Source organism: Fictibacillus sp. WQ 8-8, assembly GCF_024494405.1.
Lineage (GTDB): Bacteria > Bacillota > Bacilli > Bacillales > Fictibacillaceae > Fictibacillus_C > Fictibacillus_C marinisediminis.
Genome location: NZ_JAMXKG010000001.1, coordinates 535,623 through 553,182 on the forward strand (window position 1 = coordinate 535,623; position 17,560 = coordinate 553,182).

Genomic DNA, 17,560 nt, shown 5'->3' on the forward strand with positions numbered 1-17,560 from the left:
AGTTATGTAGAATTCTATCATTTACTTTTGTTTTGTCAATTTTATTTTTGTTTTATTTCGTTTTCTGAAGTTAGATGGTAGGAACGGTTTCGATAACCTCCTGAAGATGGGAGATTCATAGAATGGAGGATTTTCGCTGCAATAGAAGGCGAGGCTATGTTAAGAAAGTTGCGCAACTCGCGGTTTGTTATAGTACTTCCGAACAGCGCTACATAATCATTGAGTGCTGGAAGGTAAGCCGTTTTAGAAGAATGGGAGCAGCTTGTGCAAAACCACTTTCCGTAAAATCTTGTCATCGGTAAGTGATTGCAGTTTGGACAGTGCACACCTTTAAGAATTTCATTGGGTGAAATTTCATAGAGCGAGAGAATGTCAGGGGTAAAAGGGCTGTGGGCTTTGAGTAGCTGACGGGAAATTCTATTCATCTCTTTTTGGGGAATTTCTTTTGTATATTGGCGTTGGAAGGCTGCAATTCTGAAGGGAATGTCTTTGTTCTGGGTTACTTTTTTTGAGGATTCTGGGGATAGCTTCATAAGAGAGTTTTTAATTACTGTTTTGGGATGGCTAATGACAACCAGGGATTCAACGGGGAATGCAGTCAGCTTTTGTTGTGAGAACCAAGAGAGCAGCTGTACTTTTTGCAGTTCAGCTTGAAGGATTGGATCCGCGAACGCCTCCTCTTTTTCATTGGAAATTCTGATCAATTGTCTGAAGTCTTCATCAAAAATGAGGGTACCTGCAATGTTCTTCACTTCCAAAATTAGAGCAAAACTTTGTGAAAGTATGAGAGTATCGAGTTGAAAGTGCCGTTTTCGGTCAGGAAGCCTAAGATCATGGAAAATGCTGAACTCCTTTTCCTGCAAAAAGCCCAGCGGATAGTCCAACGCCTGTTCGCCCCGATAACCAGCCAGCCTTTTGGCATAATCCAGCTCAATTTCCCGCCGTTTAGGATGATTTTGGGGAATTCGCCGCAATAATGCCTCCAAAGCGGTTATATATTGCGGGTATGCCCGTTCTTTTATGATCAAATTATTACTCTCCTTTCTTTTTGGTAGTTATTCCCGTTGATTGAGAGCGATTCCTGCTACGGTGAGTGAAATAATTGGGGTGCGTTATTTTGGTTACGTGCGGGTTTTGTTGGTTTACTGTCCACTTAAGGGAACTTACTGTCCACTTTTCCTTGTTTACGTGCGACTTTTCGCAGCTTACAAGCCAAACACAGCACGTTACATGCCAAACACCCCATCCACATCCACTCACAAAAAAAAGCCCCGCTCATCAAAGCGGGACGCCATTTTGCAGCACTTCTTCTGCGTCTCCACACTTCAGCCGCTTCAGTCCATGCATCAACGAACGCTTCTCCTGCCCGAAAAAATCATGCAGCTCCAAATAATAGCGGTACAGCTCTTCATACTTCCTCACGTTTTCAGGAATTGGCTTGAATGTTTCTTCCTTCACTCGTGCCATCTTGTCAGCTGCTTCAAAAATAGAATCATAGCCTCCTGCCTCACGCCCTGCCGCTACTGCCGCATACATCGCAGCGCCAAGTGCGGTCGTCTGGCGTGAGTCGGCGATTTTAATCTCGCGGTTCGTCACATCCGCATAGATCTGCATCAACAGGTGATTCCGTTCAGGCAGTCCGCCCACGGCAAAGATTTCATCAACAGCCACACCGGCATCAACGAAACTTTCAATGATCTTTTTTGTGCCAAAAGCCGTTGATTCCAACAAAGCCCGGTAGATTTCTTCCGGTTTTGTTGCCAGTGTCAAACCAACAATCGCCCCGGACAAATGAGCATCAACGAGAACAGAGCGATTGCCATTCCACCAGTCGAGCGCTACAAGCCCAGACTGACCCGGCCTGCAGGCTGCTGCCTTCTTCTCCAGTAATTGATGGACGTTCATTCCGGAATCGGCCGCTTCTTTTTTCACATAATCGGGAACAGCTTGGTCAACATACCAGGCAAAGGAATCACCGACAGCAACCTGCCCGGTTTCGTAACTGATGCAGCCTGGAATAATACCGTCTTCTACAATCCCGCACACACCTTTAATCGGTTTTTCCACATCAGAAATCAGCATATGGCAAGTTGAGGTTCCCATCGCCATTACAAGCTGGCCAGGGTTTACAGCGCCAACTGCCGGAACTCCTGCATGAGCGTCAATAATCCCTACCGCCACGGCAATCCCGGGTTCTAATCCTATTAGCCTAGCCATTTCTTCTGTAAGTTCTCCCGCTTTTTCACCAATGGATAAAACAGGCCCTCGCATTTTCGTATCTAAAATGTTTTCAAGGCGCGTGTCGAGCGTGCTGAAAAATTCAGCGGAAGGATAACCCTCTTCTTTATTCCAAAAGGCTTTATAGCCGCATGTGTTGCTGCTGCGGACCATGTTTCCGGCAAGCCGTGAGGTAACCCAGTCACCCGCTTCCATAAACAGGTCCGTTTCTTCAAAAACGTCAGGCGCCTCCCTCAAGATCTGCAATATTTTTGGAAACATCCATTCTGACGAAGCCATTCCTCCATATCGTTTCAGAAAACCTTCGTTCCTCTCTTCTGCAAGTCTCGTGAGTTCGTCCGCTTCAGGCTGTGCGGCATGATGCTTCCATAGCTTGACCCAGCTGTGCGGATTATCTTCCCAGTTTGGCTGCAGGCAGAGCGGTTCACCCTCTGCAGTTAGCGGCATAATCGTAGACGAAGTAAAATCGATCCCGAGGCCGATAACATCTTCTGCGCTTACCTTAGCCTGTTGAAGGACAGCAGGCACCGATTTACGCAGAACATCAAAATAATCCCCGGGATGCTGCAAGGCCCAGTCCGCTTCAAGGGCTGTACCTCCAGGAAGTTTTTCATCCATCACACCATGTCTGTAAGCGGTAACACTTGTGGCAATCTCTTCACCGGAAGCAGCATCCACAAGCAAAACCCGCCCGGATTCCGTTCCATAATCAATTCCGATCACATATTTTTTCTGCAAAACAGCAGCCTCCTTTGGTCTATCGCTCTTTTGTAGAATAGTACTACACTTTTTCGGGAAACGCACAAAAATTTAATCTCACCCCTGCTTCAAAACCCTCAAAAACACTTCCATTGCCTTCGTCTGAAATTCCGTATCCTGTGTCACGAGCGTGAACTGCCGCTGGACCGGAAAGCCCGGCAGATCAAGGACCTTAAGCGTTCCTAAAGCAAGCTCCTTCCGTATCGTCCATGTGGAAAGAAACGAAACACCGAGACCCGCCTCGACCGACTCTTTAATGATCTGCGTGCTCCCGAACTCCATCACTGAACCTGGAGTAAATCGATGGTCAGCAAACATCTGCTCTGTTGCTTCACGCGTTCCGGATCCCTGCTCCCGTACGATCCACGTTTCATCCTCAAGATCAGAAAACGAAACCACTTCCTTCTGAGCCAGCGGATGTCCAGCTGAAACAACGACCACGAGACTATCACAGAAAAACGCTCCATCGCCACGTGCTCATCTGTCATCTTTCCTTCAATGATTCCCACATCAATATGCCGGGATGCCACTTGGTGAACAATTTCGCGGGTGTTGCCGATCATGATGGACGGGTTGATCTGCGGGAACTCCGCACGGATCGTAGCAATGATGTGAGGCAGAATATACTCACCAAACGTGTAACTGGCCCCGATGCTCAGCTTCCCGCTCGGCTCGCTCATCAAGTCAGCGACAAGCACATTCATCTTTTCATAGAGCGACAGGATTTCCTTGGCATGATGGTAGACAATTTCTCCAGCCTTCGTCATCTGCACCATCTTGTTATTCCGTTCAAGCAGTTTCGCATTAATTTTACTCTCTATGTTTTTGATATAACGGCTCACCGCCGGCTGGGTGATATGCAAAACTTCCGCCGCATGCGAAAAGTTGGCTTTTTCCACGACCGTCACAAATACATGCAGTTCCTGATCCACTGTCTTTCCCTCCGGTTTTTAAACATCTGTTTAAATCCTAGTTTGGCACATTTATAACAAATTAGTTATCATCACTATCCAAAAGAGTGATTTTACTTATACTACCACCAAGAGTAACATGGAAGTACACAGGAGGAAAGACTTATGGAATACACTGAAACTTCAACTCACATCGTAAAAAGCCCGCGCCTTCAATGGCTTGCCGGCATCGCTTTTACCTTTTTTATCGCATTGCTGGGATTAGGCTTATCCAAACTGCCCGGATTCGATCAAATCGGACCGCTTGCCAGTGCCATCCTGATTGCCGTTGTTTACCGGCAAGTTTCCGGCTATCCTGAAAAACTCCGATCAGGCATTGAGTTTTCAGCGAAAAAGCTGCTGCGTTTTGCGATTATTTTATATGGATTAAAACTGAACATCGACGTTATTTTTCATCAAGGACTGCCTCTGTTAGTCCGGGGTATCGGAACCGTTGCTTTCTCCATCCTTGTGATGTATGCATTGTCCAAATGGCTGAAAGCGGACGCTTCCATTTCCCTGCTGCTCGGCATCGGTACAGGAGTATGCGGAGCAGCGGCTATCGCAGCCATTTCCCCAATCGTAAAATCAAAGGAAGAAGACACGGCGATCAGCGTCGGGATCATCGCCTTGATGGGGACGCTTTTCTCCATCCTTTATACCGTACTCTGGCCCTTGCTTCCCTTGTCGGACAGCGATTATGGGACGTGGGCAGGCCTCTCTCTGCATGAGATTGCCCATGTGGCATTGGCGGGAGCACCAGCCGGACAGGATGCTCTCGCGGTAGCTTTGCTTGCCAAACTGGGACGCGTTTTCCTGCTTGTCCCGCTCTGCTTCATCTTTATGTATTGGATGAAAAAACGCTCACCGGAAAAGCCTGACGACAACGCAAAAGTAGAGTTTCCGTGGTTTCTCATCGGATTCATCATCACGAGCCTGATCGGCAGCTATGTGCTGGGAGACATCATTCCCATCCCATCACAAGTGCTGGACGACATCTCAAACCTCAGCACGTTTATCCTCACGATGGCGATGGTCGGTCTTGGTTTGAACGTCAGCTTCAGTGCACTAAGAAACCGTGCGCTGCGTCCGTTGATTGCCATGGCATTGACCTCAATTCTTTTATCCGTGCTTACCTTCTTCACCTTATAAACCTTCTTGGAATCTCCATTTCAAGAAGGTTTTTTATGCATGAAAAGGCCTTGTCTGTTATATTTAACAATGTGTAATAATTCAAACTGAAAAGGTTTGTCAGCGACAAGATATTCAAGGAAGCAAACGACGACTCTCCGGAGTGTACCTAGACGTACATGAGGAAGAGGAGGAGTGTACTGACGAAGAAGATCGCCGTTGATCACAAACCGATACAAGGAGTAATCTCTATGAAAAAACCCTGGATCCGGCAAGTGACCGTCGTTGTGCTTGTCTGGATGACGTATATGTTTTCGTTTGTGGACAGGCTGTCGTGGCCGCCTGTCATTCCGCTCGCTGCAAAAGAGATGGGACTGACGGCCGCGCATGCAGGAAGCTACATGACCGCTTTTTACATAGGGTATGTGATCACCCAGTTCCCGGGCGGCGTGCTGACCGACCGGTTCGGCTATCGAAAAGTACTGCTCAGTTCCTATTTTATGATGGGCATCTTTACTCTCACCATGTCGACGGTACAATCCTTTGAGCAGGGATTTGTCTTCCGCCTGCTGGCAGGGCTCGGCTCAGGCGCCATCTTTTCCGCATCACTGGCTGCTTTATTCGATCACATCTCACCTAAAAGAAGAGGTGTGGCGATCGGTTTTTTTATGACGACAACGTCGCTTGGCGTCACTGTCGTTAACTTGTTTGTTCCGACAGTCGCTGCCGCTCATGGCTGGCGTTCTGCCTTTATTGTTGCGGGTCTCCTGCCGATTGCCGGCATCGTGCTCAGCTTCTTTTTCCTAAAAGAGAGCAAGAGGGATCATGGAACAAAGAAATCTGTCTCATCCATGAGTGAGATCCTCACAGTACTGAAAAATAAAAACCTCATCCTCGCAGGAATAGCGGGGTTTGGAGGCCTTTGGGCCACATGGGGAACGGCAACCTGGGCGAATGCATACTTGAACCATTCGCTTCATCTTTCGCTGGTTTCAGCAGGCCGGATGATGGCGGTTTATGGCATGGCTGGTCTTTTGTGCAAACCGCTGATCGGATTCGTGTCGGACTACGTGAACAAAAAGACGATCGCGTTTTGGGCTTTATTCTTGTTCGCGCCGGTTTTGGTCTGGTTCGGCGTGAATACACACACAGGAATTCTCTTTACGCTGACTGCTGTACTTGGCGTTACTGCGTTTATCTACAGTCCGGTGATGACTGCCATTATCGGTGAACTGGTGGAGGAAAGACTCGTTGGGACGGCGATGGGGCTCGTCAATGCCATCTGGCAGCTCGGCTCGCTCATCTCTCCGCTTGTCGTCGGCATGGTGGTGGATGCGACTTCCAGCTACTTCTATGGATTCCTGGCACTTGCTGCCGGTCCGTTAATGGGCGCCATCGTTATGCTCTTCGTCAAAACCAAAGCGAAACAGGCAAAAAACTGGAAGGCTGCCTAAACATAACAAAAGCCGCTCATCCCCCATATGAGCGGCTCTTTTTTATTAAGGTAGCTGTTTCAGAAGACGGTGAAGACGGTCCGGAAAGTTCGTGAACATACCCGTTACGCCCCAGTCGATCAGGCGCTGCATATCAGCGGTTTCGTTCACTGTATACGGATGAAGCTGAAGCCCGCTGTTCACTACTTTTTGAACATAATTTTGATCAAGATAGGTAAAGTTCGGCCCGATTCCAATAGCGTATTCTTTCCATGCCGCGATATCTGCGTCAGTAGCGACTGCTGCTTTTTTGTAGGACAGCAATTGTACCAGCTTAATCGACGGATCCAGTTCCTTCACACGCAGAAGACTCTCCATGCTGAACGATTGAACCAGCAGCGTATCTTTATTAATGTGATATTTATTCACGAGACGAAGAAGCTCTTCCTCCATTCCTGGATAAATATCAGGAGCTTTTGTTTCGATATAATAATTTCTTCCTTTGCCAAATCTCTTGAAAATCTCTTCTAAAGTTGGAACCTTTAGTCCTGCAAAATCTACATTGGCATATTGCGGATACTTTTCATTGAACCAAGACCCCGCATCCAATTGCTTAATTTGTTCCAACGTAAAATCTTTTACCCGCCCCGTTCCGTCTGTCGTCCGGTCTACGGTTTCATCATGCATGGCAATGAGCTTGCCGTCCTTCGTCATTTGCAAATCTATTTCAATGTAATCTCCATGAAGCTTCTCGCCCATACTATACGAGGTGATGGTATGCTCAGGTGCATAGCCTGAACCACCTCTATGGGCCACGTCTATGACTTTCGTTTTGTGATCAGCCGCCTCCGCTTGTGTAACCACTCCCGACCCCATTCCAATCAATGCAGCAGACAATGCCATCGTTCTCATAATTCCCTTCATCTTGCCCTTTCCCCTCTCTTTTTCACAGTCTTTCAAACTATCACTGGATAAAAATTGAAATCTGCTAGCATCGTATCAGAGAAAGTGAATTGTAAAAAAGGGCATTTTTACTCATGGTGTAAATTTATTACAGTTAAAAGCCAAAAAAATTGAAGCTCCTCAAGGAATGAAAAATTTTTCTCCATTACACCAAGTTAGGAAAATAGTAACAGATAATTGTTAAGACAAATAAATCCTTGGTAAAGATTTGATTTCATCCATCTTAAGAGTCTGTAAAGGTTTTATGAAGCAGGGCAAAAACGCTCAATCAGTTCTGTGCATATACTATCCCAAGTCTGATGAGGAAAATTTGCGGCAGGAAGGTGATAGCCATGGTGAGAGGCTATATTTTTGACTTGGATGGCACAGTGTATCTCGGTGACCGACTCATTCCCGGTTCGGCAGAAGCCATTCACCACCTGAAAAAGCGGGGCGACAAAGTATTGTTCGTAACCAATAAATCGATCGCGACACGTCAGGATTATGTGAGGAAGCTTAGGAAACTCGGCATTGAGGTTTCGTTGCAGGAAGTCATCAATTCCAATTACATTGCCGCTATGTATTTAAATGAAGTACTTGTTCCCGGAGAGAAGGTCCTTGCTCTCGGGGAAGCTCCCCTCCTATCAGAACTTCAGGAGTTCGTCATCCCTTTGACCGAAAATCCTGCAGAGGCAGCTTATGTAGTGCTGGGCTGGGACCGGGAATTTAACTATGAAAAATTGAATCTTGCATTTCAGGCCAGTCTTCATCAGGCAAAGGTGATCGCGACCAATCCTGACCGGACATGTCCCATGGAAAATAACCAGCAGCTGCCTGACTGCGGTGCCATGATCGGCGCATTGGAAGGAGCCACAGGAAAACCTATTGATCTGGTCGTCGGCAAGCCGTCCAGCTATCTGGCGGAGGTGGCCGTGAAAAAGATACTATTACTTGAATACGAGAATTGTTATATGATTGGTGACCGGCTGGAAACGGACATTAAGATGGCCAATGAAAGCGGAATGAACAGCGTCCTCGTCTTAACCGGCATTTCCCACAGAGAGATGGCAGCCACCTCCCCGTACAAACCAAAGTATATACTGAAAAGCATTAAGGACATTACCAGCTTGTAGTCAAACAGAAAACCTCAACCCCTGTAAGCTCTTGGCATCCAGTGTTCAGGAGCTATTTTTATGTTCTTTAAGACCGCATAACGGTATAAACATCCTTTAAAAACGCATCGTAGTCCATATCATAAGCAATAATGGAAAAATCATTGTCACTCGGATTAATGACCGGATGCTCCCTAAAATCAGCAACGGTGATACCTTTTCCGAAAATGGACGAGTTTTCAACAATCTGGACATTCCGTTCGACATACTTAAAAATCGACGGATTGACAAGAGCACTGACGGGTACAAGGTCATGAATTGGAGCTCCCCTCAGGCCGGGGCGCTCCTTTTTATAAAAGGTATAATAAAACTCATAAATCCGGCGAAGAAAATGTCCCGTAGAGTCTTCAGAGCCTTTTATCAAAGATTGAACAAATTGGGGAGTAGCAATTGCTTTTTCCGTCACGTTAAGCGGAAATAATCTTACGGCTAAAGGACTCGTATGATTGATCACGATACTTGCTGAGGTGGGGTCGCCAAAAATATTGGCTTCGGCATATGGTGTGACATTGCCCCGTACAAGAAAGGCACCGCCCATCACATAGATGTTTTGAATCAGATTCAATAACTCCGGATGTAAAATAAAGGCCATCGCCAGCGAAGAAAGCCGGCCAATATTGACGATCGAGACAGGCTCCGTCGATTCTTTAATAACGGTAAAAATATTGCTGAAATTATATAAGACTTTAGGCATCTCCTCAGGTATAACCGTACCCAGGCCCTCCGTTCCATGAACATAAGGAAAAAATTCAGGCTCCGTACCCAGCACAGGCCGGCTTGCGCCAGAAATAATCGGGATATGATCTGAGTTCGTCATCGTTAAAATGTATTGGGCATTCCGGATCGCCCGGTCCCTTGAAACATTCCCATAGTCCGCAACAATGCCGATCACCTTGATCTGGGGATGCTTCAACGCATAAATAAGAGCAAACGCATCATCTATCCCTAAATCGGTAAAAAACAAGACATTCATGGTACTCCCCCTAACGCCCTGATACTTAACCATTTTTATCTTATGTATCGATACAGCCTTCAGTTACTGCACACAAAAATACCCATTTTCTCTGGTAGCAACAGGAAAATGGGCATAGTGCAAAATGAAAGGCGGGCGCAGGTTTAAACGAGTGTTTAAATATTTAGGCGGGAAAAGCAGCTAGCTGCTAAGACGCTTCTCCTTCTTCTTCTTCAACGGGACCATCATCCTGCCAATCCTGTAACACACAAACCCGAGCAACCCGCCGATCGTATTTAAGATTAAGTCATCCACATCAATGCTCCTGCTCATTTCAAGGAGCCTGAAAAAGCCTAAAGTCAGCTGAAGCAACTCGATGAAAAAACTCGTTAAAAATACTCCGGCGATGATTCTTTTCCAGAAACCCATCTTGAATAATACAGGCAGGTAGATGCCCATCGGAAACAGCAGCAGCACATTGAAAAATGACAGCTTGACCGAGTTCCAAAAGAACCAGTCAAATCCATTATTCTTATAATCCTGGTACCAATCTGACAAAAAGCGAAAAGGCACAGACTGCAAAAGAAGCTGAAAAGGCTGGTCTGATCGGGGAACAACAATGCCTCCGGTAACCAGCTGAAGTACATTTATGATGTAAAAAAGGAAGGAATAAAAAATAATCCGATGCAACAGCCTCTTCTTCTTATGAAGAAACATGTCCACCACAACAAATAAAAGCAAAAACACAGACCCGAGCCAGGCCAAATCCACTACCCTGTACACCACAACACGTCCCTTTCTAATCTGATCCCCATGTCAGTTTAGCATATTTTTACAAATGCTTGATTACTCCTTAAACACTCGTTTAAAATACAACAAAATACCGTGGTCGTTGCCAGTACAAAAAGTGTCGGCTTGTCCTTGGTACTAACCTTTCTATTCGGCTCTCTCGGCATGTTTTATTCTACAATAGCAGGTGCCATTATCATGCTGATTATTGAAGGAGTTGTCGGTGTCCTCACACTGGGATTCGGCTTGTTGATCACCCATCCCATCTGCATGATCTGGGGAGCCGCCGCAGCCCATAACTACAATAAACGGCTGCTGAATCATTAAGTTTTTTATTTTTGGTCTATCAGTTACGGGCAGCACATTGCTGCGCTGCCCCCCGTTCTCCTGACTACTGCAGCTCATCACTCGCTTTAGGCTGTGTGAAGAAAAAAATAAAGATAATTAAGGGCAGGGCCAGCAGGAAAACACCCGTCGCAGAGGGTTTAACTGTTGGAATATCCGTTAATGAAAGAGCCACCTTATCACTCCTTTTTGGGAGATTCTATACCACTATATTGCGCAGACAAGTTATCCGTACACTTTTTCAAAGAAATGTTCACTTCAGGTTGTCTCGAATTCCCATCGCCTAGTTGCTTGAATAGGATAGTAGGTGAGGTGTGACGACATGGGGAAAACAGCTGAACAGATTGAAAACGAGCTGCAAATTATAGGGGCGCTTCAGCGGGGATTGAATTTGGCAACAGCGGCCTTGCTGCTGACTGGACAAATTACGATCATCGGGGTATTTGTAACACCAGGTGGTTTTCGCCCATCTTTAGCGGGGCCATTAACCGGAGACACACGCCTGGAGGGTATTAATGGCAACCAGGCTGCCACCACTCTTATTGATGTGATTGACATCGGCCTCGCCATCCTCCTGATTGCCGACCAGATCCGTGTGACCGGAAGCTTCATCGGTTCCGCGCGCTTCACCATCAACGTCAGCGGACCCATCTTCGGCGTTCCTAAACCTGTCCCCACCCTTCCCTCCATCAGGCGTGAGTCCGCGTTCTTCCAAAAGGTCGTTTCCAGGCATTTTAATGTGGATCCGGAGGTGTTTAGGCAGGAGGGGTCTTTTAACTAATCTAAGGGGATAAAATATTTGCGGCTTTTCGTGGTGCCGATATGCGTAGCATTAAGGGAGAGCAGCACTCGTTTCGCAGCTGAAGTGGACGATAAAACAAGAAATTCTTTTATATCTTTATTAGTTAGCTCCTGTCCAATTAACAAGACATAATGCTCAATGGCTGCAAGATGAGCGATGGTTGAATAATGCTCACAGTGGACGCATTTCCACCCGTGATGGTATCTAGCCATCGGTGTATACAAACATACTGGACACTGTGTACCTCTAATTAGTTCATCTTTTTGAATTTTAAACCACTTCAGAACGTCCGGATTACCGGCATCATTATTTTTCAGCATTAGACGAGCAAGCTTTTTTAACTGTGAGCTTGTCATCACTTCATTTTTATAATACTTCTCAAAATCCTTAATGAGTGGTATGAGATTAGAAATGTGGGTCACTTTTTTTCCGAGACCGGGGCCTGTTGATTTAAGCAAAGTATGAGGATTACTGAAGACGACGAGAGTTTCAATGGGGATTCGGGGAAGTTTTTTATGATTTAGCCATTCCTGTAGCTGATGTTTATGGCGGGCAACTTGAAGGAGTGGATCTTCAAAAGCTTCCTCTTTGTCGGCAGTAATACGAATCATCTGTTTAAAATTCTGATCAAAAATAATCGTACCCGAGATGTTTTTTACTTCTATAATGAGGAGGTAATTTGAGGATAAAAGAAGTGTGTCCATCTGAAAGAAATGCGCCCCATCCCAAAGCCTGAGAGTATGCATAATTTGATACTTATCCTTGGTCAAATAACTAAATGGGTAGTGCAGCGCCATTTCTCCTCTGTATCCCTTGAACCGATTCGCTAATTGCCCCTCAATTTCACTTCGTTTAGGATGATTCACCGGCAACCGCAATAATAACGCCTCTAATTTACGCAATATTATGGGCTTTTTTAACTCTTTAATGATCAATCGTACATTACATCCTTTCTTTTTTATTAAAATTCGCATCACAGCAGGCTTTACCCTTTACGGAGTTTGACTTGAACAGGGAATCAGGCGGCTGGGAAGATTAATTTGGCGCCTGAGCTGAATATTCTGGCGGCTGAGGCAATTAATTTGGCGCCTGAGCACAATATTCTGGCGGCTGAATCCATTATTTTGGCGGCATCGATCTTCCCTCCCGGAAAAATCACTATGTCCCCCTCAAAACCACCAACCCCCCTCCAGAAAATACCCTCGAAACCACCCCAGCTACCCGCTTCCAACCCTACAACTCCGTTCGAATATCCCACAGTTCCGGGAAGAACCGCTGGTCGAGCACCTTCTTCAAATAACCGACACCAGATGAACCGCCAGTGCCCATCTTAAACCCTATGATTCTCTCAACCGTCTTCATGTGGCGGAATCGCCATTGCTGAAGCCAGTCTTCAATATCTACGAGTTTCTCAGCGAGCTCGTACAGATCCCAATATTGATTTGGATTACGATAGACGGTGATCCATGCCTGGTGGACCGAGCCATTCTCTTGATACGTGCGCGTCACGTCACGATTCAGCACTTCCTCATCAATCGCCAATCCCGCTTTGTTCAGCGCCCGAATCGCCACATCATACAATCCCGGAGCTTCATAAGCCTTCTTCAACTCAACTAACAGCTCAGGATCCTTTTCATAGATCTTCAGCACATGCGGCGTCTTATAACCGAGTGCGAACTCGATCATCCGATATTGATACGACTGGAAGCCGGACGCCTGGCCAAGCGAATCACGGAACTCCATGTACTCTGAAGGTGTCATTGTGGAAAGCACGTCCCACGCCTGAATGATCTGCGACTGGGTTTTTGATACTCTCGCCAGCTTTTTGAACGCACTGGACAAGTCATCGTTCGTGATCGCTTCAATCGCCGAGTGCATTTCGTGCAGAATGAGCTTCATCCACAGCTCGCTCACCTGGTGAATAACGATGAACAGCACCTCGTCATGGTGGCCGGACAGCCGGCGCTGTGCCGATAAGATTTTATCAAGCTGCAAATATTCGCCGTAGGTCATATTATTTTTAAAATCCGTATGGATGTTCGTCTCCGAGCTTGTTGCATTCACATCTGGCTGATCATTTTTGTTCAGCATGCAAAATCCCCCTTTGTCATGTTAACGCTTTCATTTGTCCCTTCTCATCATACCTTATCCTGCCAGAACATGACCACATGCTTTTATTAAACAGTCGTTTAATTGCTATAATAAAAACAACAGTACATAGAATAAAGGAGCCAGGCCATATGAATAATTTTTTGTCCCAGCACGCTCATGAACAGCTCGATCACGAAATGGTCATGATCGAAGTGAATTTAGATGACTGCAGCAGTGAAGTTCTCGCTTATACGATGGACCAGCTGCTCGCTGCCGGTGCCAATGATGTGTATTATACGTCCATCTATATGAAAAAAAACCGCCCAGCGTATAAACTGTCTGTGCTTACCTCCCCAACCAAACAGCAAGAACTCGAAGAGATTATTTTTAAAGAAACGACCAGCTTTGGCCTTCGATTTTTTCCTGTATCCTGCCACCGTCTCGGAAGGGAATTCTGCAAAGCAAAAACGAAATGGGGAGAGGTTTCTGTCAAGATAGGAATCTATCAGGGAGAGCGTATTAAGTTTTCACCCGAATTTGAGGAGTGCAGGGCTCTTGCTGAAAAGCACAACCTCCCTCTGCAGCTGATTTATGACGAGGCGAAATCCATCGCGATCAGCCAAAACAAATAAAAAAATCCTGTCCTTTTAAGAAAGGAACAGGATCTCACAGAGATAATAGATTCCAAAGATGACGCTCAGTATACCGGTGCTTCGTGTTAATAACAGATTAAACTTCTTATGGTCTGAAGCCCAGGAATAAGGCATGCCGATCAGCAGTGTAGCGAGCACCATGCTCAAGAGTGTTCCGGTACCAAAAACAAGTAGATACAAAAAGCCCATATACTTGTCCTCAATCGTGCTAAGGAATAAATAAGCGACACCGGTACTCCCTGCAAGGCCATGCAGTAAACCAACAATAAGCGGTCTCAGCATCCATCTGTTTTTCTCACGGGATGCAGCATGTTCATGTGTCTTTCCCAAGCTCAAGGAGTAGAACGCCTTTACTCCGAGGTAAATGATCATGACGCCTACAATGCCCTCAAGGAGCTTTTCAACAGAATGAGAGATTAGGAGGTCGAAATAAATAATAGCGCTGCCGATCACAAGGATGGTCGTCATATGCCCGATACCCCACCAGGCACCAACAAGTGCGGAAAACCGGGCTTTCTTCTTTTCACTGACGATCGTCGTCACCGCCACAATGTGGTCCGGATCAAGGGCATGCTTTAATCCGAGCAGCAGTGCCATGACTAAAATGGTTGTAAACTCCATATGTAATCTCCTATTCTCCTTTTTGCTTATTTTCTCATAATTGTCGTCAATTTACCAAGCCCTTCTACCTCTACGGTAACCTCATCTCCGTCCTTGAGCCAGAATCTTTCGCCCTCCGGTTCACCCATAATCACGCCTTCAGGGGTACCCGTTAAAATAAGATCGCCGGGACAGAGGGTCATATGCTGTGAAACATAGCTGATGATCTCTTCACAGGAAAAAACCATATCAGCCGTATTGGAATCTTGGCGTACCGTTCCATTTAAGACCGTTTTCAACCCTAATTGATTAGGATCCTCTATCTCATCACTGCTCACAAGATAAGGCCCAGCTGGACTGAAGCCATCACACGTTTTACCGAGCAGCCATTGTCCTGTTTTAAACTGAAGATCCCTTGCCGACAGGTCATTGGCCGTGCAATAGCCATAAACATAATTTCTCGCTTCGTCCACTTCCACCTTACTGGCTGTTTTCCCAATCACCAGGCCCAGTTCAACTTCGTAATCTACCTGAAGAGAGCGCTCCGGTATCTTCACTTCCTGAAGATGTCCCGCCAGGGCGTTGCTGAACTTGCTGAAAAGGATAGGTGTTTCAGGCAATGCCATGTTGGACTCTTCGGCGTGCTTTTTATAATTCAGTCCGACACAAATGATCTTCTGCGGAGAAACGACACAAGGGCCGAGCGTAAGGGAATCCTCGGGATAAAACACGCCTTCACGAGACGCAAGCTCCGTATCTGCCAGTCTTTGAAGAGCCTCTTTCCCCTTTTCTCCCTGTAAAATCAGCTCATCAACGGTAACTGGAATGCCTTCAGTATCCGCCATCCTCAAACGCACGGCTTCCTTTACGTCCAATATGCCTCCCTCGGTTTTAACCCCAAGCGTCCATTCTCCATCCTTTTTAAACGTTAATGTTTTCATTTGCAATGCTCCTTTTTAAATGAAATAGGAGGGTTACATATCTGTAACCCTCATCTTTATTATCCTTTGACAAACACGGTTTTAATTGATGTGTAGAATTCAATGGCTGCCTGTCCTTGTTCTCTGGAATGAGAGCTTGACTGCTTCATGCCACCGAATGGCGCCTGCAGTTCCACACCAGCCGTTTCTGCGTTAATCCGTACAAGACCCGCATCCATATCATTGATGAAAGAGAGCATGTGGCTGATGTTGGTCGTGTAGATGGAAGCACTTAAGCCATATTCCACATCGTTCGCAAGCTCGATCGCTTCTTCCAGCGTACTTACTTTAATTAATGCAAGTACAGGTCCAAAGATTTCTTCCTGAGAGATGGCCATGCCCGTCTCTACATTTTCAAAGATAGCCGGTTCCACATAAAAGCCGTCTTTTGTATCAGCTTCGGTAAGCTGACGTCCGCCATAAACGAGCGAAGCCCCTTCTGCCTGGCCTTTTTCAATATATGACAATACGGTTTCAAGCTGTTTTTCGCTCGCACAAGGGCCCATCCATGTTTCTCCGTCAAGTCCAGGACCCACCTTGAGCTCTCTAACTTTAGCCAGCAGTTTTTCTTTGAAAGATTCATAGACATCCTCGTGGATGATGACCCTGCTCGTCGCTGTGCATTTTTGCCCCGTTGAGCGAAGTCCGCCGCTGATCGTACCGTCTACGGCAAGATCAAGGTCTGCATCTGCTGCAATAATAACCGGGTTCTTTCCGCCCATTTCAAGCTGATATTTGGCTCCGCGTGAGAGCGCGGCCTGTCCGATCGCTTTTCCTGTAGCATTTGAACCGGTAAAAGTAATCCCATTCACATCAGGGTGATCCACGATCGCCTGTCCGACCACAGAGCCGGTGCCTGTCACCATGTTTACAACTCCGGCAGGAATTCCCGCTTCAGCGAAGCATTCGATGACCTTAACGGCGGTGACAGCTGCTTCTTGTGCCGGTTTAATCACAATCGCGTTTCCGTAGATGAGGCCAGGCGCCATTTTCCAGATGGGAATCGCGACCGGGAAGTTCCATGGCGAGATGACGCCAACAACTCCGAGAGGCACTCTCGTCGTAAACATGAGTGCTTCACTGTCGCTAGAAGGAATTACATCACCGGTCTTTCGCATCCCTTCGCCTGCATAATAGCGAAGGATGGCAACGCCCCTTAACGTTTCCCCTTTTGCCTCAGCTAGGGTTTTTCCCATCTCGTTCGTCATCGTCTCTGCGATTTCATCCGCCCGGCTTTCCATGATGCTTGCGGCTTTATACAGGAATTCTCCGCGTGCCGCTCCGGAAAGCTTCTTCCACGCCGCTTGTGCGCGTTTGGCAGCAGTTACGGCTTGATCGACATCTTCCTGCCCCGAACGCTGAACGCGGCCTACTGTTTCATTTTTATTGGCGGGGTTGATGCAAGGGATCGTTTCATTCGTGGACGCTTCCACCCATTCACCGTTCACATAGTTCAGAAAGGTTTTCACTTGTGTTTGTACAGTCATTGTTCATCTCTCCCTTTTATTATTTAGGCTTTGTTAAAACATGTAGCTGAATTCTTTTATTTTGGACATCGCATACTGATGCTCGAAAGAGACCCTCAAGTTTTTTCTTCTTAGTAAGGGGGGTGACAGCTGGCGATGATAAGAGCCGGCTGATTGGTGAAACAAATGAATCGCTTGAAAAGCAGATGGGAAAAAGCTTGCTTATACCCTTCTGCTTTTCAAAAGGCGGTTCAATC

Annotated in this window: 17 protein-coding genes and 1 pseudogene; 6 read left to right on the forward strand and 12 right to left on the reverse strand. The window is 46.4% G+C overall.

The window, feature by feature from the left end; translation table 11 throughout:
- Positions 1–41 precede the first annotated feature (41 nt).
- The 3 genes and pseudogenes from M1K46_RS02615 to M1K46_RS02625 form a co-directional block, all read right to left on the reverse strand.
- Positions 42–1,028 carry a nuclease-related domain-containing protein gene (locus M1K46_RS02615; RefSeq protein ID WP_256224759.1) on the reverse strand — a complete coding sequence of 329 codons (987 nt, stop codon included), beginning with the start codon at positions 1,026–1,028 and terminating at the stop codon, positions 42–44.
- 250 nt (positions 1,029–1,278) lie between these two features.
- Positions 1,279–2,976: a ribulokinase gene (locus tag M1K46_RS02620; RefSeq protein WP_256224760.1), complete on the reverse strand. Its 1,698-nt coding sequence runs from the start codon at positions 2,974–2,976 to the stop codon at positions 1,279–1,281.
- A gap of 78 nt (positions 2,977–3,054) precedes the next feature.
- Positions 3,055–3,929: pseudogene (locus M1K46_RS02625) on the reverse strand (LysR family transcriptional regulator).
- A gap of 144 nt (positions 3,930–4,073) precedes the next feature.
- On the opposite strand from M1K46_RS02625, the gene M1K46_RS02630 reads away from it, so the two are divergent.
- Positions 4,074–5,099, forward strand: a complete 1,026-nt coding sequence (locus tag M1K46_RS02630) for a YeiH family protein (RefSeq protein WP_256224761.1) — start codon at positions 4,074–4,076, stop codon at positions 5,097–5,099.
- Positions 5,100–5,329: 230 nt separating this feature from the next.
- A complete protein-coding gene (locus M1K46_RS02635; RefSeq protein ID WP_256224762.1) occupies positions 5,330–6,532 on the forward strand; it encodes an MFS transporter in 1,203 nt (400 codons plus the stop codon).
- 45 nt (positions 6,533–6,577) lie between these two features.
- On the opposite strand, the gene M1K46_RS02640 is transcribed toward M1K46_RS02635, so the two are convergent.
- Positions 6,578–7,435: a glycerophosphodiester phosphodiesterase gene (locus M1K46_RS02640; protein WP_256224763.1), complete on the reverse strand. Its 858-nt coding sequence runs from the start codon at positions 7,433–7,435 to the stop codon at positions 6,578–6,580.
- Between the two features lie 371 nt (positions 7,436–7,806).
- Here M1K46_RS02640 and M1K46_RS02645 point away from each other — a divergent pair, with 371 nt between their 5' ends.
- Positions 7,807–8,586, forward strand: a complete 780-nt coding sequence (locus M1K46_RS02645) for an HAD-IIA family hydrolase (RefSeq protein WP_256224764.1) — start codon at positions 7,807–7,809, stop codon at positions 8,584–8,586.
- A 67-nt stretch (positions 8,587–8,653) separates the two neighbouring features.
- On the opposite strand, the gene M1K46_RS02650 is transcribed toward M1K46_RS02645, so the two are convergent.
- Together M1K46_RS02650 and M1K46_RS02655 are read right to left on the reverse strand one after the other, a co-directional pair.
- A complete protein-coding gene (locus M1K46_RS02650) occupies positions 8,654–9,598 on the reverse strand; it encodes a nucleoside hydrolase (RefSeq protein WP_175501753.1) in 945 nt (314 codons plus the stop codon).
- A gap of 180 nt (positions 9,599–9,778) precedes the next feature.
- On the reverse strand, positions 9,779–10,360 hold the full coding sequence (locus tag M1K46_RS02655) for a VanZ family protein (RefSeq protein WP_256224765.1): 582 nt from the start codon (positions 10,358–10,360) through the stop codon (positions 9,779–9,781).
- Between the two features lie 204 nt (positions 10,361–10,564).
- Between M1K46_RS02655 and M1K46_RS02660 the strand changes: the two genes are divergently transcribed.
- A complete protein-coding gene (locus M1K46_RS02660; protein WP_256224766.1) occupies positions 10,565–10,693 on the forward strand; it encodes a hypothetical protein in 129 nt (42 codons plus the stop codon).
- A 64-nt stretch (positions 10,694–10,757) separates the two neighbouring features.
- Here the strand turns inward: M1K46_RS02660 and M1K46_RS02665 are convergent, their stop codons facing one another.
- Positions 10,758–10,886 carry a hypothetical protein gene (locus M1K46_RS02665; RefSeq protein ID WP_255357588.1) on the reverse strand — a complete coding sequence of 43 codons (129 nt, stop codon included), beginning with the start codon at positions 10,884–10,886 and terminating at the stop codon, positions 10,758–10,760.
- A 132-nt stretch (positions 10,887–11,018) separates the two neighbouring features.
- On the opposite strand from M1K46_RS02665, the gene M1K46_RS02670 reads away from it, so the two are divergent.
- Entirely contained in the window at positions 11,019–11,492 is a 474-nt protein-coding gene (locus M1K46_RS02670) for a hypothetical protein (protein WP_256224767.1), read from the forward strand.
- On the opposite strand, the gene M1K46_RS02675 is transcribed toward M1K46_RS02670, so the two are convergent.
- On the reverse strand, positions 11,489–12,448 hold the full coding sequence (locus M1K46_RS02675; RefSeq protein WP_256224768.1) for a nuclease-related domain-containing protein: 960 nt from the start codon (positions 12,446–12,448) through the stop codon (positions 11,489–11,491). The two genes, M1K46_RS02670 and M1K46_RS02675, sit on opposite strands and share 4 nt — an antisense overlap.
- A gap of 298 nt (positions 12,449–12,746) precedes the next feature.
- Positions 12,747–13,604 carry a tryptophan 2,3-dioxygenase gene (gene kynA, locus M1K46_RS02680; protein WP_256224769.1) on the reverse strand — a complete coding sequence of 286 codons (858 nt, stop codon included), beginning with the start codon at positions 13,602–13,604 and terminating at the stop codon, positions 12,747–12,749.
- Positions 13,605–13,753: 149 nt separating this feature from the next.
- Here kynA and larC point away from each other — a divergent pair, with 149 nt between their 5' ends.
- Positions 13,754–14,236, forward strand: coding sequence for a nickel insertion protein (larC, locus tag M1K46_RS02685; RefSeq protein ID WP_256224770.1), 483 nt, complete (start codon positions 13,754–13,756; stop codon positions 14,234–14,236).
- A gap of 15 nt (positions 14,237–14,251) precedes the next feature.
- Here larC and M1K46_RS02690 read toward each other — a convergent pair whose 3' ends face one another.
- Genes M1K46_RS02690 through gucD form a run of 3 tightly spaced genes read right to left on the reverse strand, consistent with a single transcriptional unit; the run spans position 14,252 to position 17,324 of the window.
- The gene (locus tag M1K46_RS02690) at positions 14,252–14,878 is read right to left on the reverse strand and encodes a cytochrome c biogenesis protein CcdA (RefSeq protein ID WP_256224771.1); all 627 of its coding nucleotides are present in this window, start codon (positions 14,876–14,878) and stop codon (positions 14,252–14,254) included.
- A 26-nt stretch (positions 14,879–14,904) separates the two neighbouring features.
- On the reverse strand, positions 14,905–15,798 hold the full coding sequence (locus M1K46_RS02695) for a fumarylacetoacetate hydrolase family protein (RefSeq protein WP_256224772.1): 894 nt from the start codon (positions 15,796–15,798) through the stop codon (positions 14,905–14,907).
- Between the two features lie 59 nt (positions 15,799–15,857).
- Complete coding sequence (gucD, locus tag M1K46_RS02700) at positions 15,858–17,324, reverse strand: alpha-ketoglutaric semialdehyde dehydrogenase GucD (protein ID WP_256224773.1); 1,467 nt, start codon at positions 17,322–17,324, stop codon at positions 15,858–15,860.
- Positions 17,325–17,560: the final 236 nt, after the last annotated feature.